Origin of the sequence: Pseudomonas fluorescens (genome assembly GCF_902497745.1) — a bacterium.
In the GTDB taxonomy this organism is placed as follows: domain Bacteria; phylum Pseudomonadota; class Gammaproteobacteria; order Pseudomonadales; family Pseudomonadaceae; genus Aquipseudomonas; species Aquipseudomonas fluorescens_BM.
Genome location: NZ_CABVHJ010000004.1, coordinates 154,528 through 175,526, shown reverse-complemented (window position 1 = coordinate 175,526; position 20,999 = coordinate 154,528). Strand labels below are relative to the sequence as shown.

Sequence of the window (20,999 nt, the reverse complement as noted above, 5' to 3'; positions counted from 1 at the left end):
CACCACGGTCCCTGTGGGAGCGAGCTTGCTCGCGAAGAGGCCGCTCAGAACAACGCAAAATCCTGAAGTTCAGGGACGCAACACCGCCACCCGCAACTGCTCATTCAGCATCTGCTCATGCACTCCCTGACTCTTGCTCGCCCACAGCGCATGGGCCGGGCTGATGTCACCAGTGAACGCTGCCGCCAACTGACGCAGGTCAGCGACACTGCGCACGCGCGGGCAGAACAGCTGTTCATCACAGTTCTGAATGGCGTTGCGATAGGTGCTCAGCAACCCCTCCCAGAGGCCGTCGCGCACGTGGCGAATCGACTTCAGTTGCACGTGGGGCACACCGAGTCGCTGCTCAAGCCCCTCTTCATCCAGTGCTTCGCTGGCCAACAGAGCTTTGGCGAATATCAACACTTCACCGCGCGACGCCGTGTCCATGCTCGCCTGGCTGATGAGTGCTTCCGGCCAATCAGTGCGTTCGAGACGATCCAGCCCCCATGCATTGCCGACGTCAGAGGCCATCGTTAAACGGCAAGTGCTAAGCCCGAGCAATAAAATCGCGGCCATTCGTAGCCAGTGCATACCTAATTCCCTTTAAGCGCGTGTCAGACGTTTGGAAACGCCCTACAGATTCTGGCGCGCACGATACAGCGGTTTACCGCGAATCGCCTGACAATCACGTAGGAATTATTACGCCTAAGGGTTTTGGCCTGAAAAAGCTGCGAAAACACGTAGGACATTTCCTCAAAATACGGAAAAACCCCTACGAACACTGTCCATTGCGGCGGTCTTGTCCCACAGAGAAATGCCCTTCTATAGTGGCCGGCGCGGCTGCAAACCCGCGGCCGGCCCACCCCAGCGCCTTCGAACAGGACACGCCTCACCATGATCAACCGCTATCGCCCACTCAAGACTTGCTACAGCGAAAATACGGTACTGCTTATCGACAGCCACTCCAGCCAGACTGACCTGATCAATGCCGCCGATCAGCGCTTGCGCGCAGCCAGTGACTTACTGGAAACACTTTATTGCTTATGTTTCAAACAGGCTGATGTGAAAGACATCCCCAACATCGTCAATGCACTTTATTTACTGATACAGGATGGCTGCGACCTGCTTGAAGTTGCAAAACAAAAACCACCACAAACAACATACAACTAAAACCTGCTACAAATCCGGAAACACCAGAACTCTTTATTTATAGATGCAACTCACACTAACTTGTTCGCTCTTACAACTAAACGAGAGCAACACCATGACAGTTTTAACTATATTTTTTTGCGGTACGGGTTCCAACAAGTTCGATACAACTCATGAAAACTTCTGGGACGGCGAACTGGTTTCCACGCTGGCTTCCAACCATACCGGCCGTGAGTTCGCCGAATGGATCGTCGTCGACGGTCCCGGCAGCGGCAACCTGCAAGCCGATGACCTGTTCACCAAGACCAAGGAGTACGGCCTCACCGGCACGCTGTTCGGCAAAGGCTGGGAAGAAAACGTGCAGCATGCCGTCAATGTCATCAAGGGCAAATGCGACTGGCAGCGCGAGCAACTGACCGAGGCCGAATACAACCGCCTTAAAGCCGCCGGGATTCCTATTGAGGATGTAAAGGTCGAAGGTTCGTGGTTCTGGCGCAAATATAACTACGGTGATCGCAGCGTGACCCAACAGAAGTTACAGGAGCAGATTATCAAGACGTTTCGCAAAGACGCTGTCATTCCCACTCAAGTCAATCTGGTGGGTTGGAGCCGAGGCGGTATAAGTTGCCACATGCTGGCCAATGCGATGTTAAAGGACAGCCAACTTAAAAACATTCCGGTGAACATCTTTGCATTGGACCCTGTTCCGGGCATCGGAAACTTCCAGGAAAACCGGGTCAAACTCGGCGCCAACGTCAAAGAATATGTCGCTTTCTATGCCCGCGATGAACGCTCCAAAGGTTTCAGCTGCGTCATTCCACAGACCGCCACCGGCACCAAAACCAGCGTCTACCCCATGGCCGGCCGCCACGCGACCATGGCCGGCAACGCCACAGCTGACGGTGGCGTGCCTGCCAGCGCAAGTGACCTGAAAACCCTGGTGGAACCTGGCCGCGTGGTCCGTCACTACGCCGAAACGTGCCTCAAGCGCTGGGGCGTACAACTGAACAAAACCCTCAACCTGACCCAGGCCGACCTGCAAAACCTCACCAACGGCATCGTCCGCGATGAAGCCCGGTACAAACGTATGCACAACATCTCTTACACCTACTTCACCGAACTGGATAAAGGCGAACGCTCCGTGTCTCTGGGCAGCAAAGGCGTGCCGTTTTCGGCAGTGAAAGGCACGATCTACGCGCCTGCGACGGGGCTGACGACGAGTGTGCTGGATGTGGCGGCGTATCGGGTTATTGGTTGAAGGCCGTGGGCGCGTGAACGGACGAAAAAACCTACAGCAATGGCCTATCCGGTATTCGTCCCGTTCCTACAAGCTCAGACTCCCTTGCCGCCTATCGCGGCTTGGTAAGTCAAATCTATAGTCGTGACTGTCGCTGCCAAATCAGCGACTCGGGTTTGGTCACCTGAAATTGAGAGAGAGAAACTGCGCATGCCCTTGTATGCTTGCCGCCATCTATTGTGCGGCATGCTTTATGGCGGCTGTGTTTGGGACGCTTCGGCGTACACGGAGTTCTCTCTCTCTGGTTGACCAACCCGAACACAGTCGCCTCCCATCGTTTGGTCATGATGGCGGCGGCTATTGGAACGCCTATAGAGAGAAGAACAATGAAAGCATGGAATCCGCTTACCCCTGATCGCTACCGCCCACTCGAATCCAACCTCACCGACACCAAGCCCCTGATCATCGACACAACGGCCAATCCACAAGACATCCTCGAATGCGCCGTCCAGCGCCTGCGCGCTTCAAGCGACCTGCTAAAAACCCTCTACTGCCTCAGCTTCAAACAAGCCGACGTCGAAGACATCCCCCACATCACCCACGCCCTCTATCTGCTGACGCAGGATGGCTGTGACCTGCTGCAAGTCGCACAGCAGCAGATGCTCAACTGGAAGGCTCCAGCCTGAAATCGAGTGATCGTATCGCTCTTATGCACTCTGTGAGAGCGATCAAAAAAACGGTAATCAAACATGGGAGCAACCATGAGCAAATTCTTTGATGAGCTGATGGAAAGCGTTATCGAAATGGACGAGATCTTACGCAAAAAGCATCGCGATTCAGACTCGAATGCTGATACGAGCGTTTTGACGTTTCAGCAAAAGCAGGCCCATTACGACAAGGTTCGCCGATCAAACTATTTGGCCAGCCTACGCATTGAAGGTTTTGAAACCACCCCTGCCGATGCTGAAAAGCCACTTTCCTCACGCATGGAGGTTGTCGAAAAGTACCGGCAAAAACCGGCTGACTAGAGCAAGCGCTAACGTTTAAGTGGCAGTATTCTAGCTATAAGAACCAAAAACAGATGGAATAATGCCACTTAACTTTGTTTTTCGCGGGTCTGGCGGTAAACAGCGCCCTTCAACTTAAGTGCTATTATTCTGGCAGTTAAGGTTTAAAAATGAAGGAATACTGCCACATGGCCAAGAAAACAGCGCCGCTCTTGCCCTCCACTGCTCGACTTTTAGTCGACCTTGGTGAGCGACTGAAGCTAGCTCGCCTACGCCGCAAATTGACGGCCAAGCAGGTCGCCGAAAGATCAGGCATGTCGCTGACAACCTTGCGCCATCTGGAGTCCGGAGGCTCAGGCGTAACCATCGGGGCCTACTTGTCGGTCATGCAAGTGCTGGGGCTGGAAAAGGACCTGAGCAAACTGGCTGCAGCCGATGAAATGGGTCGCCAATTGCAGGATGCGCAGTTAATGCCTGCAACACGATCCGCAGCGAAAAAGCCCCAGCGAGTACGAGCAGTCAGTGCGGCAAAAAAGGGCGCATCCGAACACGTCGAGACTTCAAACGTTATCGATGCCGCCACTACCACGAAAATTCCGGCTGACTTCCCATTCAACACACACTCACTCTCCAGCCTTTTGAACAAAAAGAAAAAGGCCGGCCCCCCAACAGGTGAAGAATGACGCTGATTGCTGTTTATGCAGACTGGGAATCCTTGAAAGGCGCCAGACGCCTCGGATTTCTGCATGCAAGGAAAACACGCAACACCAACGTGTTCGAATTTGAGTACAACCCTAAGGCGTTGGCCGATCCCGAGTTGAGTTCCATAACTCTAGACCCGCGCATCGGCCCCTTCGAAGGCCGCCAATTCCCCGGCGAACATCAGAGCCGCTTTGGCGTCTTTGCAGACTCAAGCCCCGATCGTTGGGGCCAACTGCTGATGAAACGCCGCTTGGAAAGGGACATTCGCGACGGCTTGCTTCCCAGCAACAGCAAGTTGTTTGAATCCGATTACCTGCTTGGCGTCCACGACCTGTTCCGTGTCGGCGCCCTTCGCTACAAACTCAATGACGAAGGCAACTTCCTCGACAACCGCGACGGCGTTGCCGCCCCACCCTTTGTCGAGCTACGCGCGTTAGAGCACGCAAGTCTCGCCCTGGAAAACGATAGGGACAACACAGCCACCGAGGGCCGCGAATGGCTAAGAATGCTCATCGCACCTGGCGGCTCGCTGGGCGGCGCCAGACCGAAAGCCAGCGTCGTCGACGAGTTCGGCCAACTGTGGATCGCCAAATTCCCTAGTACGAGGGATGACTACGATGTTGGTGGTTGGGAATTTGTAGTAAACGCTTTGGCAGTCAACTGTGGTCTGCGTGTTGCGACCGGCATGGCCCGACGCTACGCAAGCGATCACCACTGCTTCCTGGTGAAGCGTTTCGACCGAACCGCACGCGGCGGCCGACATCACTTCGCATCAGCCATGACCATGACCAACCGCGTCGACGGCGACGACGCATCAACCGGCGCCAGCTATCTGGAATTGGCGGAAGTAATCATGGAACACGGCTCGGAACCCAACACCGACCTCCGTGAACTCTGGTCACGAATCGTCTTCAACATCCTGGTCTCCAACACCGATGATCACTTGCGGAACCACGGTTTTATTCTGGATCCTGGCCGAGGATGGCGCTTGTCGGCAGCGTATGACATGAATCCGGTAGCGCATGCGGATGGGTTGAAGCTGAACATAACCGATGCTGACAACGCTTTGGATTTGGAGCTGGCAAAGGAAGTAGCGGAGTACTTTCGCGTCAGTCGCAGCGATGCAAAGGAAATCATTAAAAACTTCCAAGAAACAATCAATGAATGGCCGGCGCTGGCAGACGCCCTAGGGTTGTCGAGACGCGAGCAAGATAAAATGGTCAGCGCATTTCACCATTAGGAAATTTAATCCAGCAATGAATCCCGAGGGCGAATGGCCCCGGGATTCATTGTAAAGTTTTCTATGTTGCAAACTTCACATATGAAACCATGGAAACACCTACTTATAGACTGGTACTAGTTCTTATTTGTTTGAGACTCGACACTGACTATTTCTTCACCCCCCGCAAACTTAACAGCATCGATCAATGAAATTTTTTGCAGCAGAATAACTAATTCCTCCTCACTCAGACTTTCAACTTGCTGTACTAGCTGCTGACCCTCTGGGCTAGTCCATGAATAACTACCTCCAATCGCTTTATCGCTCATAATCCTTCTCCGAATACATGTCGTGGTGTATTACACCCTCATGTTCCAGCTATTGACCAAATTATGAACCTGTAATAACTACCAGTTTTTTAGATTAATTTGCTATAGTTTAATATCTGAGATAAATCCCGATCATCACCAAAAAAAAAGCCGCCCCTAAAGGGCGGCTTTTTCATTCACAACAAACCAATCTTACAACTTAGGCCCTGCAGCCTTGATCGCGTCGCTCACTTCGAACTTCTTAAAGTTCTCGATGAACAGACCGGCCAGTGCTTTCGCGGCCTCGTCGTACGCAGCCTTGTCAGCCCAGGTGTTGCGTGGGTTGAGCAGGTTGGTTTCAACGCCCGGTACGGCCAGTGGCACGTCGAGGTTGATGGTGTCGAGGTGTTCGGTGGCTGCACCGATCAGCGCGCCGCTCTGGATCGCTGCGATCACCGCACGGGTGGTCGGGATGTTGAAGCGTTTGCCGACGCCGTAGCCGCCGCCGGTCCAGCCGGTGTTGACCAGGTAAACCTTCGAGCCGAAGCCGCGGATGCGCTTGATCAGCAGCTCAGCGTATTCGCCAGCCGGGCGCGGGAAGAACGGTGCGCCGAAGCAGGTGGAGAAGGTCGACTTGATGCCGCTGCCCGAACCCATTTCAGTCGAGCCCACCAGCGCGGTGTAGCCGGACAGGAAGTGGTAGGCCGCTTGCTCTTCGTTGAGGATCGACACTGGCGGCAGCACGCCGGTCAGGTCGCAGGTCAGGAAGATCACCGCGTTTGGCTCGCCACCGAGGTTGTGCTCGGAACGCTTGGCAACGTGCTCCAGCGGGTACGCGGCGCGGCTGTTCTGGGTCAGGCTGACATCGGCGTAGTCGGCGTGCTTGGCGTCGTCGATGACGACGTTTTCCAGCACGGCGCCGTGCTTGATGGCTTTCCAGATAACCGGCTCGTTCTTCTCGGAGAGGTCGATGCACTTGGCATAGCAACCGCCTTCGATGTTGAACACCACGCCTTCGCCCCAGCCGTGTTCGTCGTCACCGATCAGGTAACGGCTTTCGTCGGCCGACAGGGTGGTTTTACCGGTGCCCGACAGACCGAAGAACAGGGTCACGTCGCCTTCTTCACCGATGTTGGCAGCGCAGTGCATTGGCAGCACGTCAGCGGCCGGCAGCAGGAAGTTCTGCACGGAGAACATGGCTTTCTTCATCTCACCGGCGTAACGCATGCCAGCGATCAGCACTTTTTTCTGTGCGAAGTTGAGGATCACGCAACCGTCGGAGTTGGTGCCGTCACGCTCAGGCACGCACTCGAAGTTGGCCACGTTGAGCACTTGCCACTCTTCATGACCGGCCGGGTTGTACTGGGCCGGGTTGATGAACAGGCAACGACCGAACAGGTTCTGCCAGGCAGTCTGGGTGGTCATTTTCACGGCCAGGTAGTGATCTTCCGCCGCGCCTACATGCACGTGGGACACAAAGTGCTCTTGCGCGTTGTTGAATGCTTCTACGCGAGCCCACAGCGCGTCGAACTTGTCGGCCGGGAACTTGCGGTTGATCGGGCCCCAGGCAATAGCGGCCTGGGTGGAAGGCTCTTCAACGATGAAACGGTCAACAGGCGAACGACCGGTGCGGTGACCAGTGCGAACAACCAGAGCGCCGGTATCGGCAAGCTCGCCCTCACCGCGGTTCAGGGCTTCTTTTACCAGATCATCAACACTCAGATCGGTGTACACGGCGTTATTGGCTTGCGTCATGAGGTTCCCCGTCGGCCAGTGGCCGAGTGTGCTCCAAACGTTTTGTAGTAGAAAGTCGTGCACTACTACCGCGAAAAAAGTGGGCCGGATTATGCCAGAAAAGCCCAAAAAGAGTAGGGTCCTCCCGTCGTAACGGCGATATTCCGTCGTTACGCAGTGAATTTACCTGCGCTGAACCGTTTTAGTGCCGGGTATCTGACGGCGTGTCGACGCCTGCGCCAGCGAACAATTGAGCGATATCGGCCGCATCGAACAGGTAACGCTCGTTGCAGAACTGGCAATCGATCTCGACGGTGCCACCCTGTTCGGCGACCAAGGCCTGTGCATCTTCCAGGCCCAGACTGACCAGCGCATTACCCGAGCGTTCCCGCGAACAGCTGCAACGGAAGCGCAGATTCTGCACATCGAACAGACGAACCTGCTCTTCATGGTAGAGGCGATGCAACACGGTTTCGTTGTCCAGGCTCAACAGTTCATCAGCGGTCAGGGTGCTGGCCAGCGCGGTGATGTGCTGCCAGCTGGCGGCGCGATCTTCTTCGTCTTTCAGACGATCCGCCGGCAGTTGTTGCAGCAACAAGCCACGGGCACGACGGCCGTCGGCGAACAGCTTGAAGCGGGTGCCAACCTGTTGCGACATGACGAAATAGTTGGTGAAGCAGTCGGAGAGGGTTTCGCCGTCGAGGTCGACGATGCCCTGATAACGCTGGCCGACAGTCGGGTCGACCGTCAGGGCCAGAACGCCATTCGGCATCAGGTCGGCGAGGGTCGCGTCCGCCGCGATCTGCTCGGCGTCGTAACGCGCCAGGCCACGGATTTCACGCTCGCTGGAGCACTCGATCATCAGCATCGGGATCGGCCCTTCGGAACGCGCCTGCAGAATCAGCAAACCATCGAACTTCAGGGTGCCCACCAGCAACGAGGCCGCCGCCATCAATTCGCCGAGCAATTGCGCCACCGGCTCCGGGTACGGGTGCTTGGCAAGGACTTCGGCGTAGCTGCGCTCAAGCGCCACCAATTCGCCGCGGGTGTCACTGTCATCGAAGATGAAACGTTGGGTGAAATCGGTATCCGCTAGGTCGGTCATAATTTTGGGTATCTGAATGTGGTGACAAAATGGTTACAAGACGTGAAAATTTGCGCTTCTTGGCACCCTTTTTGGTGCCAACTGCTCTGCCATGGGAGGCATTTTATGAACAATCCGGGTTTGTTCCAATCTAGGTGGAACCTCGGCCGGCTGGTTCTGTGCAACGTAGTGCCGTTGGCGCTACTGGCTTTCTGGTTATGGCCTACGGGCAACTCGCTGTGTGTGATTTTCGACGAGTGGCTGTTCCGCTCGCTCAATGCACCGCTGGCCAGCAACCCGATATGGCTCCACATCTGGGCAATTGCAAGTCTGCGCCCGTTCGACATCGTCGTCGGCCTGATTCTGCTGACGCTGCTGATCAAGGGCGATTGGGTGTTCAAGGCCATTGACGTGCGTCGCGCGTTTTTCGGTTTTTTCTCGATCCTGCTGTTGATGGTGGTGATCCGCGCGCTGTTTTCCAAGTTCGCCGACCATATGGACTGGCAACACAGCAGCCCGTCGATGGTGCTGGAAGGCGCGGTACACATCAGCGATTACTTCCCGCATCTGGAAAAAACCTGGGAGCTGAAGGATCGCTCCGGCCAGAGTTTCCCGGGTGATCACGCTTCGGTACTGCTGATCTGGGCGCTGTTCATGGGCGTATTCAGCCGCACGGTCGGCCAGTTTGTGACGATCTGGGGCCTGGCGCTGTTGTTCATGCTGCCGCGACTGGTCGCTGGTGCGCATTGGGGTCAGGACGACTACATCGGCGGAATGCTGCTGGCGGTGTGGGCGTTGGGCTGGGGTTACTACACGCCGTTTGCGTATCACGCCTCGAACTTCTGGTTGAAGGTGACGGCGCCGATCTTTGCTTTGCTGGGCAAGCTGCCGCTGGTGTCGCGGATGAGTGTGATGCGTAGCGCCTGATTCTCAGCTGTCTTCGGCGAGGGCTGCGCCCTCGATTCGCGAGCAGGCTCGCTCCCACATTGGAATGCAATCTCTTGTGGGAGCGAGCCTGCTCGCGAAGCGGCCAGCACCAACAACGCGATTATTCGTCGTTACTGCTACCGCGAAACTTGAACAGATCCCGCCGCTGCTTCTTGCTCGGCTTGCCGTCGGTGCTCACCCCCAGCGACCCCGCCTTGCGCATCGCCGCTGCTGCTTCACGCTTGGCAATGCTCGCCTCAGTCTCCGAATACAACGTCTGTGCTTCAGGCGCCCCACGCCGCACAATCGACAACGCCTCGACCTTCACCGTGCGCACTTCAAACCCGGTACGAATCTCGAACTCATCGCCAATCCGTGGCTCTTTGCCAGGCTTGCAGCGCTCGCCGCGACAATGCACCTTGCCACTTTCAATCGCTGCTTTGGCCAAGGCACGGGTTTTGTAAAAACGCGCCGCCCACAGCCACTTGTCGAGACGGACCTTGTCGTCCTCTTCGCTTTTTTGTGCCATTTGAATTCCTCGTTCAGCCAGTAGTCGGAACTGTACTACCGTTTCTGTCGGGCGCAAGAACTCGGCCCTCCAGATAGACTGTGATCTTGGCCGGTGCATCGGCATGGAGTGATCGAGTGACTAAATTTCCATCTTCATTAACATCGCCCAAGGCCGGTTGCCAAGGGTGTCAGCAAAGCGAACCGCTGGGCTTCGATTTTTCCTTCGCCTATCAACCCATCGTCGATCTGCGCGACCAGTCGGTTTTTGCCCACGAAGCGCTGGTTCGAGGTGTGGCCGGTGAAGGTGCCTTCACGGTGTTGGATCAGGTTACAGAAGACAACCGCTACCGTTTCGACCAGCTCTGCCGGATGCGCGCCATCGAAGGCGCGGCCAATCTAAATATGCAGACACACTTGTCGATCAACTTCATGCCCAACGCGGTCTATCGTCCAGAGCTGTGCATTCGCAGTACGCTCGAGGCAGCAAAAAAACACCGTTTTCCTATCGACCGGCTGATTTTCGAAACCCTGGAAAGCGAGCACGTAGATAACTATCGCCATTTGACCAATATTCTGCGTGAATACCGCGAATTCGGCTTCAAGACCGCCATCGATGATTTCGGTGCCGGTTATTCGGGGCTCAATCTGCTGGCTGATTTCCAACCGGACCTGATCAAACTCGACATGGCGCTGATCCGCGATGTCGATCAAGACCGTGTTCGTCAGGCGATCGTCCGGGGGATTGTCACAATCTGTGCGGAGTTGGACGTTACAGTCATTGCCGAAGGCATTGAGAGCGTCGGTGAACGGGATTTCCTGGCGGACTGTGGAATATTTCTGATGCAGGGCTACTGGTTCGCCAAACCTGCATTCAAAGCGTTGGCTCAGGTTTCACCTGAGGCCTTTACGCGTTAATCGTTGGTTTTTTCTATTGAAGACATTTGACCATTTGACCGTTGTCGGTCTGCGCGAGTGGGTGGCGCTCCCGGATTTGGGGGTCGCGGGCCTGCGGGCGAAGATCGACACCGGTGCCAGCACCTCCAGCCTGCATGCTACCGACATCGAGCCGTTCGAACGCGACGGCGAGAAGTGGGTGCGCTTCACCGCGCACCTGGGCACGGTGGTGCAGTTGCGCCACCGCCGCTGCGAAGCACCACTGGTAACCCGCAAAACCATCAAAAGCTCCAACGGCCATGCGCAGGTGCGCTACGTGATCAGCACCACTCTGGCCCTGGGTGATCGGGTCTGGCCGGTCGAGTTCACCCTCGCCTGCCGCAAGTCGATGCGCTATCGCCTGTTGCTCGGTTCCAAAGCCCTGATCGACGGCCAGTTGGTGGTCAATCCGGGCATTAAATATGTACAAGACAAGCCGGTGTTCCCGGTATCTACCTCCTCCACAGGTGTTGCATGAAGATCGCTGTGCTGTCGCGGAACCCGCGTCTGTATTCCACCCGCCGTCTGGTCGAAGCCGGAACCGAGCGCGGGCATGAAATGGTAGTGATCGACACCTTGCGCGCCTACATGAACATTGCCAGCCACAAGCCGCAGATTCACTATCGCGGCAAACCGCTGGAAGGCTTCGATGCGGTGATTCCGCGGATTGGCGCGTCGGTGACGTTTTATGGTTGCGCGGTGTTGCGCCAGTTCGAAATGATGGGGGTATTCCCGCTCAACGAATCGGTAGCCATCGCCCGCTCGCGGGACAAACTGCGTTCACTGCAATTGCTGTCGCGTCGCGGTATCGGCCTGCCGGTCACCGGATTTGCCCACTCGCCGGATGACATTCCCGACCTGATCGACATGGTCAACGGCGCGCCGCTGGTGATCAAAGTGCTGGAAGGCACCCAGGGCATCGGTGTGGTGTTGTGCGAAACCGCCACGGCGGCGGAATCGGTGATCGAGGCGTTCATGGGCCTGAAGCAGAACATCATGGTTCAGGAATACATCAAGGAAGCGGGCGGCGCGGATATTCGTTGTTTCGTGGTCGGTGACAAAGTCATCGCGGCAATGAAGCGTCAGGCAAAACCGGGCGAGTTCCGTTCCAACCTGCATCGCGGCGGCAGCGCCAGCCTGATCAAGATCACCCCGGAGGAACGCATGACCGCATTGCGCGCCGCCAAGGTCATGGGCCTGGCGGTGGCGGGTGTGGATATTTTGCGCTCGAACCACGGGCCGCTGGTGATGGAAGTGAACTCGTCGCCGGGGCTGGAAGGGATCGAGACCACCACTGGGAAGAATGTGGCGGGGATCATCATTGAGCATCTTGAGAAAAATGGCGGGCCGAATATGACTCGCACCAAAGGCAAGGGCTAGAGCGAAGAGCAAGAGCCCCTCACCCTAACCCTCTCCCATAGGGAGAGGGGACTGATTGGGGGATGCAGAAGAGATACGCCGACCTGATCCTGCTGTGCCGAATCCATAATCGACTCGGTCATTCAGGTCGATGTATTACGCCAGACACCTCGGTCTGCCCCTCTCCCTACGGGAGAGGGGCCGATTGGGGGATGATTAAGAGATACGCCGACTTGATCTTGCTGTACCGGATCCATAATCGACTCAGTCTTTCAGGTCGATGTATGACGCAAAACACCTCGGTCGGCCCCCTCTCCCTACGGGAGAGGGCTGGGGTGAGGGGCTTTTGATCTACACAGCATCCCGCGGCAACATCAATCCCAACGGCAACCTCACCCGCGCCTCCAGTCCTCCACCGGACCGATTGCGCAGCTCAACATTGCCGCCATGCATCGAAGCAATCCGCTTCACAATCGCCAAACCCAAGCCAGTCCCCTTCCCGCCCCGGGCACGATCGCCGCGGGTAAACGGATTGAAGATCGCCTCCAGCTCCGAAGGATCGATCCCCGCCCCTCGGTCCATCACGCTCAGCACCACATACGGCGCACTGACGTCACCGGACACATAAGCCGCGACTTCAACGTGACCGCCGGCATGGTTCAAGGCGTTGCCGATCAGGTTGTTCAGCAAGCGTTTCATCGATACCCGACGCAGCGGAAACGGCTGAATCGGCTCCAGACGCAAACGCACTTTCTCTTCATTCTGGTTGTACGGTGCTGCAACCTCACGCACCAGATCAGTCAGATCCACCTCTTCCACCGACTCGTCACGACCGTCGCGAATAAACGCGAGGAACTGGTCGAGAATCGCGTCCATGTCTTCAATGTCGCGGACCATGTCATCGGTCAAGTCATTGCGATCGCCCATCAACTCCAGCGACAGGCGCAACCGGGTCAGCGGAGTGCGCAAATCATGGGACACACCGGCGAGCATCAACTCTCGCTCGCGGCCGGCCTGCTCGACGTCTTCGGCCATCTGGTTGAAGGCGCGATACACCTCGGTCATCTCGCTCGGCGTGTCGCTGATCGGCAGACGCACGCTGCGGCCCTGACCCAGTTGGCGGGCGGCATACACCAGACGTTTCAAGGGTTGATTCAGCTGGCTGACGAAAATCCATGCAGACGCTGTCGACAACAAACCAATCGCAAGGAACCAGCCGAGCACGTTCCAGATTTTCTGGCCACGCAAAGGGTGCGGATACAACGGCACCTTAAGCCAGCCATCACCGAGGCTCGGTGCGCGCACCCACAGCGCCGGCGGCGAGTGCATGCGCAAGCGCACTTCGGTGTCGGCGCCCAGCTCCGCCTGCATCTGCCGCTGATAGATTTCGCTGTACGGCCAATGCTGCTCGCCTTCCGGCACACCGGCGCCGACCACCCGAATCAGGGTCGCGGCATCAGCGATCTTCGCGCGGTTTTCTTCATCGGCGGCCCAATAGGCGCGCAGCGTCAGGGCGACGCCGTGACTGTACTGACGATCGACCAGCACGTCCTCGTTCATCAACAGATAAACCAGGGTCAGTGCCTTGGAAAACAGCACGACGATAAGCACCAGCCAGAGGGTGCGGGAGAAAAAACTTTGGGGGAACCAGACAGGGGTTTTCATCTATAACCGCTACACACTTGCAGGAGCGAGCAATGCTCGCATATTGCGGATTGCGAGTCTGCGGGCTGGCCGTTCAACCAAAACCTGCAGACCCGCTCCTACAAATCACCGATCACTTGGTGGCGGCACCATCGGGTACAAACACATAGCCCACGCCCCAGACGGTCTGGATGTAGCGCGGCTTCGATGGATCCGGCTCGATCATGCGGCGCAGACGGGAAATCTGCACGTCGATGGAACGCTCGAGGGCATCCCACTCGCGGCCACGGGCCAGGTTCATCAGTTTGTCGCGGGTCAGCGGCTGACGCGCGTTCATCACCAGGGCCTTGAGTACCGCAAACTCACCAGTGGTGAGCATGTGCACTTCGTCGCCGCGTTTCAGTTCGCGGGTGGCCAGCGACAACACGTAATCACCGAAGGTGACGTTTTCGTCTTCGCTGCCCGGCGCGCCTGGTACGGGTGCAGCCTGACGACGCAGGACAGCCTTGACCCGGGCCATCAGCTCGTCCGGGTTGAACGGCTTGGCCAGATAGTCGTCGGCGCCCAGTTCCAGGCCCTTGATGCGGCTCAGCTCGTCGCCTTTGGCGGTGAGCATGATGATCGGGATCTGATTGTTCGCGCCACGCAGACGGCGGCAAGCGGTCAGACCGTCTTCGCCGGGCAGCATCAGGTCGAGGACGACCAGATTGAAAACTTCACGCGACAGCAGACGATCCATCTGTTCGGTGTTCGGTACGGTACGGGCGCGGTAGCCCTTGCTGACGAAAAAACGTTCCAGCAGGCTGCTAAGGCCCGGATCGTCGTCAACGATGAGAATTTTTTCGCCTTCAGCAGTTTGTGCAGTGCTGCTCATTGGATGCTCCTTTTAGCTCGGCGCGCATTATGGCGTAGCTGCCGTTATACGCACCGTGTGCATTGTTAGCAGATTTTTCCTTCACTGCCAGAAAACCGGGGTTTATGCCTACAGACTGCAACGCCCCCGAATGACAGAACGCTGGTTATAATGCGCGGCGTTTTGTGCCAGGCAACGTCTGAATCGTTACCGCAGGTGGCAGGCTTTTTTTCCTGTCGCGCGCAGTAATTGTTCGATTTCACGGGTCAATGGGCTGCCTTTTGACCCAGGCAGCGGCAATTTTCTAGCCGCTCAACCAGACTCCGGGCCTTTATTTGCGCGCCTGAGAGCCTGCTTTCACAATATGTCAGGTGGTTTTATGGACAGCATCAACAGCCGCATTGCCGAGGAACTCGGTGTACGCCCACAACAGGTCGAAGCGGCCGTCGCGCTACTCGATGAAGGCTCTACCGTTCCCTTCATCGCCCGTTACCGGAAAGAAGTCACCGGCAGCCTTGATGACACCCAGTTGCGTCATCTGGAAGAACGTCTGCGCTACCTGCGAGAACTCGACGAACGGCGCATCAGCATCCTCGCCAGCATCGAAGAGCAAGGCAAACTCACCCCTGCCCTCGAGCGCGACATCAAACTCGCCGACACCAAAACCCGCCTCGAAGACTTGTACCTGCCGTACAAGCAGAAGCGCCGCACCAAGGGCCAGATCGCCCTGGAAGCCGGCCTCGGCGACCTCGCCGACGGCCTGTTCAACGACCCGAATCTGGCCCCGGAAACCGAAGCCGCGCGCTTCGTCAATGCCGAAAAAGGCGTGGCCGATGTGAAAGCCGCGCTGGAAGGCGCCAAGTACATCCTCATGGAGCGCTTCGCCGAAGACGCCAGCCTGCTGGAAAAACTGCGTAACTACCTGAAACAGGAAGCCACCCTCAGTGCCCGCGTCATCGCTGGCAAGGAAGAGGAAGGCGCCAAGTTCCGCGATTACTTCGAACACGACGAACCGCTGAAAAGCATGCCGTCGCACCGCGCACTGGCGATTTTCCGTGGCCGCAACGAAGGCATCCTCAGCTCCGCGCTGAAAGTCGGCGACGAGCTGCCCGGCACCATGCACCCATGCGAAGGCATGATCGGCCAGCAATTCAACATCCAGAATCAGAATCGTCCGGCCGACAAATGGCTCGGCGAAGTGGTGCGCTGGACGTGGAAGGTCAAGCTCTACACGCACCTGGAAACCGACCTGCTCGGCGAGCTGCGTGACGGCGCCGAAACCGAGGCGATCAACGTGTTCGCCCACAACCTGCACGACTTGCTGCTGGCCGCACCGGCCGGCCCGCGCGCAACGTTGGGCCTCGACCCGGGCCTGCGTACCGGCTGCAAGGTTGCCGTGGTCGACTCGACCGGCAAACTGCTCGATCACGCCACGGTTTACCCTCACGTGCCACACAACAAGTGGGATCAGACCATCGCCATCCTGGCCGCCCTGTGCGCCAAGCACTCGGTTGACCTGATCGCGATCGGCAACGGCACCGCCAGCCGCGAAACCGACAAACTGGCGATCGAACTGATCAAAAAATACCCAGCGATGAAAATGACCAAAGTCATGGTCTCCGAGGCCGGCGCATCGGTGTACTCGGCGTCGGAACTGGCGGCGAAGGAGTTCCCGGATCTCGACGTGTCGATCCGTGGCGCGGTATCGATTGCCCGCCGCTTGCAGGATCCGCTGGCCGAACTGGTGAAAATCGATCCGAAATCCATCGGTGTCGGCCAGTACCAGCATGACGTTTCGCAGCTGAAACTGGCGCGCGGTCTGGATGCTGTGGTCGAGGATTGCGTAAACGCCGTTGGCGTTGACGTGAACACTGCTTCGGTGGCGCTGTTGGCGCGGATCTCCGGCCTCAACGCAACGCTGGCGCAAAACATCGTCGCGCACCGCGACGAGCACGGCGCGTTCAAAACCCGTGCAGCACTGAAGAAAGTCGCACGTCTGGGCGAAAAAACCTTCGAACAGGCTGCCGGTTTCTTGCGCGTGATGAATGGCGACAACCCGCTGGATTCGTCGGCCGTTCACCCGGAAGCCTATCCGCTGGTACAGCGCATTGCCGCTGAAACCGACCGCGACATCCGCTCGCTGATCGGCGACGCCAGTTTCCTCAAGCGTCTGGATCCGAAGAAATACACCGATGAGACCTTCGGTCTGCCAACCGTGACCGACATCATCCAGGAACTGGAAAAACCGGGCCGCGATCCACGTCCGGAGTTCAAGACTGCAGAGTTCCAGGAAGGCGTTGAAGATCTGAAAGACCTGCAACTGGGGATGATCCTTGAAGGCGTCGTCACCAACGTGACCGCGTTCGGCGCATTCGTCGACATCGGCGTGCATCAGGACGGTCTGGTGCACATCTCGGCGCTGTCGGAGAAGTTCATCAAGGATCCGCGTGAAGCGGTGAAGGCCGGCGACGTGGTGAAAGTGAAGGTCATGGAAGTCGACATCCCGCGCAAACGCGTTGGCCTGTCGATGCGCATGGGCGACACCCCGGGCGAGAAAATCGACGGCGCCCGTGGCTCGCGTCCGGGCTCGGCTCAGCGCCAGCCTTCGAACAACACGCCACGCAAGGAAACCGCGACCGCCGCACCAGTGAACAACGCGATGGCCTCGCTGTTCGCCAATGCCAAGCAATTGAAGAAACGCTGATGGAGATTCCAGCCGGGCTCGTCGAGAGCGCGTTTTTCAAGCTGTTGGGCTGCCGCCTGCACAGCCTGGAAACCGGGGTGGCGCAAGTCGCCCTGGTGCTGGAACCGGAACTGCGCAATCGCGGCGGCAAATTGCACGGCGGCGCGCTGTTCAGTCTGGTCGACATCGCCATGGGGCTGGCCTGTTCCAGCACCCACGGCTTCGATCAGCAGAGCGCGACCATCGAGTGCAAGATCAACTATATCCGCGCCGTTTCCGACGGCGAGGTCATGTGCACGGCGCGGGTTATCCACCCGGGCCGGCGCACTTTAGTGGTCGAAGCCGACGTGATGCAGGGCGACAAACTGGTCGCAAAAGCACAAGGCACGTTCGCTGTCCTGTAGCTTGTGGTCATCAATTTGAGTTAATTTCGGCGCAACGAATCCTGTAGGAGCTGCCGCAGGCTGCGATCTTTTGATTTTGTTTTCCAAGAGCAAGATCAAAAGATCGCAGCCTTCGGCAGCTCCTACAGGGTATGTGTGCGGCTGACCGGTTAGAAAAACCAGGCGAAAACGCCAGTTTCAACTTCACCCTTGTAGACCGTCCTGCCCACCCCCATATTGGGGCGACTGACGCGTGAAGGAATCCAAATTGAGCGAACTTCTCAACCGCCGCCTGGCTCTGCTCGGCGAGCGCGCTAACCTCTCTCTGCTCGAGCAGTGCCTGCACGGTATCGAACGTGAATGCCTGCGCGTGACCAGCGAAGGTCGCCTGGCGCAAACGCCGCACCCCGAAGCCTTGGGTTCCGCGCTGACCAACGAACAGATCACCACCGACTACTCCGAGTCGCTGCTGGAATTCATCACGCCCGCCCTGCCCGACCCGGCCGACACGCTGGCGAGCCTGGACAAGATTCACCGCTTTGCCTACAGCAAGCTCGGCAACGAGTACCTGTGGAGCCCATCGATGCCGTGCCCGTTGCCGGCCGAGGAAGATATCCCGATTGCCTATTACGGCACCTCCAACATCGGTCAGCTCAAATACGTCTATCGCAAGGGTCTGGCCCTGCGTTATGGCAAGACCATGCAGTGCATCGCCGGGATTCACTACAACTTCTCCCTGCCGGAAAAGCTCTGGCCGCTGCTCCGCGAGACCGAAGGCTTTGTCGGCACCGACCGGGATTTCCAGTCGTTTTCCTACATCGCGTTGATCCGTAATTTCCGTCGTTACAGCTGGCTGTTGATGTACCTGTTCGGGGCGTCACCCACGCTCGACGCCGGTTTCCTCCGTGGTCGTTCGCATCAGCTGGAACAGCTCGATCCGGACACCCTGTATCTGCCGTACGCCACCAGCCTGCGCATGAGCGACCTCGGTTACCAGAGCAACGCTCAGGCCGGTCTGACGCCGTGCTACAACGATCTGGCGAGCTACACCGACAGCCTGCGCAAAGCCGTGGCCACGCCGTACGCACCGTACGTTGAAGTCGGCACGCACAAGGATGGCGAGTGGGTGCAGCTCAACACCAACATCCTGCAGATCGAAAACGAGTACTACTCCAACATCCGCCCGAAACGCGTGACCTATACCGGCGAACGGCCGATTCAGGCGCTGGTGGCGCGTGGCATTCAGTACGTTGAAGTGCGTTGCCTGGACATCAACCCGTTTCTGCCAATGGGCATCGACCTGACCGAGTCGCGCTTCCTCGACGCGTTCCTGCTGTATTGCGCGCTGAACGACAGTCCGTTGCTGACCAATACCTCGTGCGGCAACGCCACCTCGAACTTCCTCAGCGTCGTGAAAGAAGGTCGCCGTCCGGGCCTGCAATTGCAGCGTGACGGTGAATCGGTCGAGATGAAGACCTGGGCAGCCGAACTGCTGGAACAAATCGCGCCATTGGCGGCGTTGCTGGATCAGAGCCATGGAGGCGATGCGCACAGCAAGGCGCTGGATGCGCAACTGGCCAAGGTCAGCGATCCGTCCCTGACGCCTTCCGCGCAGGTGCTGGCGGCGATGGCTGAGCACAAGGAAAGCTTTGCGCAGTTCTCCCTGCGTCAGAGCCAGGCGCATGCGGAGTTTTTCCGTAGCGAGCCTTTGGCGGCGGATGAGCAGGCGAAGTTTGAGGAGCTGGCGCGTACTTCGCTGGCCGCGCAGGCTGAGCTGGAGCAGAACGAGGTGGGGGATTTTGATGTGTTTGTCGGGTCGTATCAGGCGAGCATTCTGGCAATCAGTAATTAAAAGCCCCTCACCCTAACCCTCTCCCAGAGGGAGAGGGGACTGATTTAGGTGCTCATGAAAGTTACGCCGACCTGAAATACCGAGTCGAACTCAGGCTCGAAAAGCACAGAGATCGGCTCCCTTTCCCCTCGCCCCCCTGGGGGAGAGGGGACTGACCGGGTTGTTGGTGCGAAGTACGCTGACGTGAAATACCGAGCCGAACTCAGGCCTTGAAAAGCACAGAGATCGGCTCCCTTTCCCCTCGCCCCCTTGGGGGAGAGGGCTGGGGTGAGGGGGCAAAGATCTAACGTCGAACGAATAAATCCGAAACGCCCACAAACTCCCCCGCTCTTAGATTTTTCCGCTCATAAGCTCATTCTAAAAAGTTATTTATTTACTGATTCTTAGATCATTTAGTCTCCTTTCACGCCGACGCTCGGTCGCCTGATATGGAGCTCTTCAATGAAACTGAATTTCCCGCTTCGCCTGCTCGCCGTAGCCTCCTTGGCTGCCGCGAGTTTTCTGGCTCAGGCCGCCGACCTTACCGTCGCCTATCAAACCACCGTTGACCCGGCGAAAGTCGCCCAGGCTGACGGCGCTTACGAAAAAGCCACCAAAGCCGATATCGCTTGGCGCAAGTTCGATAACGGCGCCGACATCATCGCTGCCATCGCTTCCGGTGATGTGCAGATTGGCTACCTCGGTTCGAGCCCGCTGACCGCCGCGATTACCCGCAAAGTCCCGGTCGAAACTTTCCTCATCGCCACGCAGATCGGCGCCGCCGAAGCATTGGTCGCCCGCGACGGCTCCGGCATCAAGACCCCGCAAGACCTGATCGGCAAGAAAATCGCCGTGCCGTTCGTGTCCACCGGTCACTACAGCCTGCTCGCGGCGCTGAAGCACTGGAACATCGATCCATCGAAAGTCACCGTGCTCAACCTCGCGCCGCCAGCGATCATCGCCGCGTGGAAACGCGGTGATATCGACGCCACTTACGTGTGGGATCCGGCACTCGGGGTGGCCAAGGAAAACGGCAAAGTGCTGATCACTTCCGGCGAACTGGCCAAGTTCGGCGCGCCGACCTTCGATGCGTGGATCGTGCGCAAGGACTTCGCCGAGAAGCACCCGGAAATCGTCACCGCGTTCGCCAAGGTCACCCTCGACGCCTACGCCGACTACCGCAAAGACCCGAAAGCCTGGCTCGCCGATCAAGCCAACGTCGACAAACTGGTGAAACTCTCCGGCGCCAAGGCCAGCGACATTCCGTTACTGCTGCAAGGCAACGTCTACCCGCTGGCGGCTGATCAAGTCGTCACCCTAGGCGCGCCGACCACCAAAGCCATCACCGACACCGCCGCGTTCCTCAAGGAGCAAGGCAAGGTCGAAGCCGTTCTGCCGGACTACGCGCCGTACGTCAGCGCCAAATACATCACCAACTGATCGGGAGTTAACTG

Annotated in this window: 21 protein-coding genes; 14 read left to right on the top strand and 7 right to left on the bottom strand. The window is 57.7% G+C overall.

The window, feature by feature from the left end; all coding sequences use genetic code 11:
- Nucleotides 1-69 precede the first annotated feature (69 nt).
- Nucleotides 70-573 carry a polysaccharide deacetylase gene (locus tag F8N44_RS07950; protein WP_150649941.1) on the bottom strand — a complete coding sequence of 168 codons (504 nt, stop codon included), beginning with the start codon at nucleotides 571-573 and terminating at the stop codon, nucleotides 70-72.
- A 303-nt stretch (nucleotides 574-876) separates the two neighbouring features.
- On the opposite strand from F8N44_RS07950, the gene F8N44_RS07945 reads away from it, so the two are divergent.
- From F8N44_RS07945 to F8N44_RS07920, 6 genes are all read left to right on the top strand, one after another.
- Nucleotides 877-1,152 (top strand): hypothetical protein, encoded by a 276-nt coding sequence (locus F8N44_RS07945; RefSeq protein ID WP_150649940.1) that lies wholly within the window; start codon nucleotides 877-879, stop codon nucleotides 1,150-1,152.
- 94 nt (nucleotides 1,153-1,246) lie between these two features.
- Entirely contained in the window at nucleotides 1,247-2,389 is a 1,143-nt protein-coding gene (locus tag F8N44_RS07940) for a hypothetical protein (protein ID WP_150649939.1), read from the top strand.
- 365 nt (nucleotides 2,390-2,754) lie between these two features.
- A complete protein-coding gene (locus F8N44_RS07935) occupies nucleotides 2,755-3,054 on the top strand; it encodes a hypothetical protein (RefSeq protein ID WP_108224270.1) in 300 nt (99 codons plus the stop codon).
- Nucleotides 3,055-3,231: 177 nt separating this feature from the next.
- Nucleotides 3,232-3,396 carry a YhfG family protein gene (locus F8N44_RS07930; RefSeq protein ID WP_224794757.1) on the top strand — a complete coding sequence of 55 codons (165 nt, stop codon included), beginning with the start codon at nucleotides 3,232-3,234 and terminating at the stop codon, nucleotides 3,394-3,396.
- A 167-nt stretch (nucleotides 3,397-3,563) separates the two neighbouring features.
- Entirely contained in the window at nucleotides 3,564-4,058 is a 495-nt protein-coding gene (locus F8N44_RS07925; protein ID WP_150649938.1) for a helix-turn-helix domain-containing protein, read from the top strand.
- Entirely contained in the window at nucleotides 4,055-5,317 is a 1,263-nt protein-coding gene (locus F8N44_RS07920) for a type II toxin-antitoxin system HipA family toxin (protein ID WP_150649937.1), read from the top strand. The genes F8N44_RS07925 and F8N44_RS07920 overlap by 4 nt, the downstream gene beginning before the upstream one ends.
- A gap of 116 nt (nucleotides 5,318-5,433) precedes the next feature.
- On the opposite strand, the gene F8N44_RS07915 is transcribed toward F8N44_RS07920, so the two are convergent.
- From F8N44_RS07915 to hslO, 3 genes are all read right to left on the bottom strand, one after another.
- Nucleotides 5,434-5,625, bottom strand: coding sequence for a hypothetical protein (locus F8N44_RS07915; RefSeq protein WP_150649936.1), 192 nt, complete (start codon nucleotides 5,623-5,625; stop codon nucleotides 5,434-5,436).
- 192 nt (nucleotides 5,626-5,817) lie between these two features.
- Nucleotides 5,818-7,359 carry a phosphoenolpyruvate carboxykinase gene (locus tag F8N44_RS07910; RefSeq protein WP_150649935.1) on the bottom strand — a complete coding sequence of 514 codons (1,542 nt, stop codon included), beginning with the start codon at nucleotides 7,357-7,359 and terminating at the stop codon, nucleotides 5,818-5,820.
- 181 nt (nucleotides 7,360-7,540) lie between these two features.
- A complete protein-coding gene (hslO, locus tag F8N44_RS07905; RefSeq protein ID WP_122605797.1) occupies nucleotides 7,541-8,443 on the bottom strand; it encodes an Hsp33 family molecular chaperone HslO in 903 nt (300 codons plus the stop codon).
- Nucleotides 8,444-8,548: 105 nt separating this feature from the next.
- On the opposite strand from hslO, the gene F8N44_RS07900 reads away from it, so the two are divergent.
- The gene (locus F8N44_RS07900) at nucleotides 8,549-9,349 is read left to right on the top strand and encodes a phosphatase PAP2 family protein (RefSeq protein WP_150649934.1); all 801 of its coding nucleotides are present in this window, start codon (nucleotides 8,549-8,551) and stop codon (nucleotides 9,347-9,349) included.
- Nucleotides 9,350-9,470: 121 nt separating this feature from the next.
- Here the strand turns inward: F8N44_RS07900 and F8N44_RS07895 are convergent, their stop codons facing one another.
- Nucleotides 9,471-9,878, bottom strand: a complete 408-nt coding sequence (locus F8N44_RS07895) for an RNA-binding S4 domain-containing protein (RefSeq protein WP_150649933.1) — start codon at nucleotides 9,876-9,878, stop codon at nucleotides 9,471-9,473.
- 116 nt (nucleotides 9,879-9,994) lie between these two features.
- Between F8N44_RS07895 and F8N44_RS07890 the strand changes: the two genes are divergently transcribed.
- The 3 genes from F8N44_RS07890 to rimK are packed head-to-tail and all read left to right on the top strand — an operon-like array spanning nucleotide 9,995 to nucleotide 12,172.
- On the top strand, nucleotides 9,995-10,774 hold the full coding sequence (locus F8N44_RS07890) for an EAL domain-containing protein (RefSeq protein WP_150650063.1): 780 nt from the start codon (nucleotides 9,995-9,997) through the stop codon (nucleotides 10,772-10,774).
- A 34-nt stretch (nucleotides 10,775-10,808) separates the two neighbouring features.
- Nucleotides 10,809-11,270 carry an ATP-dependent zinc protease gene (locus tag F8N44_RS07885; protein WP_171057267.1) on the top strand — a complete coding sequence of 154 codons (462 nt, stop codon included), beginning with the start codon at nucleotides 10,809-10,811 and terminating at the stop codon, nucleotides 11,268-11,270.
- Nucleotides 11,267-12,172 carry a 30S ribosomal protein S6--L-glutamate ligase gene (gene rimK, locus F8N44_RS07880; RefSeq protein ID WP_007949201.1) on the top strand — a complete coding sequence of 302 codons (906 nt, stop codon included), beginning with the start codon at nucleotides 11,267-11,269 and terminating at the stop codon, nucleotides 12,170-12,172. Before F8N44_RS07885 ends, rimK begins: the two co-directional genes overlap by 4 nt.
- A 330-nt stretch (nucleotides 12,173-12,502) precedes the next feature.
- Here rimK and F8N44_RS07875 read toward each other — a convergent pair whose 3' ends face one another.
- Complete coding sequence (locus tag F8N44_RS07875; RefSeq protein ID WP_007917930.1) at nucleotides 12,503-13,816, bottom strand: ATP-binding protein; 1,314 nt, start codon at nucleotides 13,814-13,816, stop codon at nucleotides 12,503-12,505.
- Nucleotides 13,817-13,928: 112 nt separating this feature from the next.
- Nucleotides 13,929-14,669, bottom strand: a complete 741-nt coding sequence (gene ompR / locus F8N44_RS07870; RefSeq protein ID WP_064388985.1) for a two-component system response regulator OmpR — start codon at nucleotides 14,667-14,669, stop codon at nucleotides 13,929-13,931.
- A gap of 358 nt (nucleotides 14,670-15,027) precedes the next feature.
- On the opposite strand from ompR, the gene F8N44_RS07865 reads away from it, so the two are divergent.
- The 4 genes from F8N44_RS07865 (at nucleotide 15,028) to tauA (ending at nucleotide 20,985) form a co-directional block, all read left to right on the top strand.
- Nucleotides 15,028-17,352 carry a Tex family protein gene (locus tag F8N44_RS07865; protein WP_150649932.1) on the top strand — a complete coding sequence of 775 codons (2,325 nt, stop codon included), beginning with the start codon at nucleotides 15,028-15,030 and terminating at the stop codon, nucleotides 17,350-17,352.
- The gene (locus F8N44_RS07860) at nucleotides 17,352-17,735 is read left to right on the top strand and encodes a PaaI family thioesterase (protein WP_053116527.1); all 384 of its coding nucleotides are present in this window, start codon (nucleotides 17,352-17,354) and stop codon (nucleotides 17,733-17,735) included. Before F8N44_RS07865 ends, F8N44_RS07860 begins: the two co-directional genes overlap by 1 nt.
- 247 nt (nucleotides 17,736-17,982) lie before the next feature.
- Nucleotides 17,983-19,566, top strand: a complete 1,584-nt coding sequence (gene gshA / locus F8N44_RS07850) for a glutamate--cysteine ligase (RefSeq protein WP_150649931.1) — start codon at nucleotides 17,983-17,985, stop codon at nucleotides 19,564-19,566.
- A gap of 441 nt (nucleotides 19,567-20,007) precedes the next feature.
- The gene (gene tauA / locus F8N44_RS07845) at nucleotides 20,008-20,985 is read left to right on the top strand and encodes a taurine ABC transporter substrate-binding protein (RefSeq protein ID WP_150649930.1); all 978 of its coding nucleotides are present in this window, start codon (nucleotides 20,008-20,010) and stop codon (nucleotides 20,983-20,985) included.
- Nucleotides 20,986-20,999: the final 14 nt, after the last annotated feature.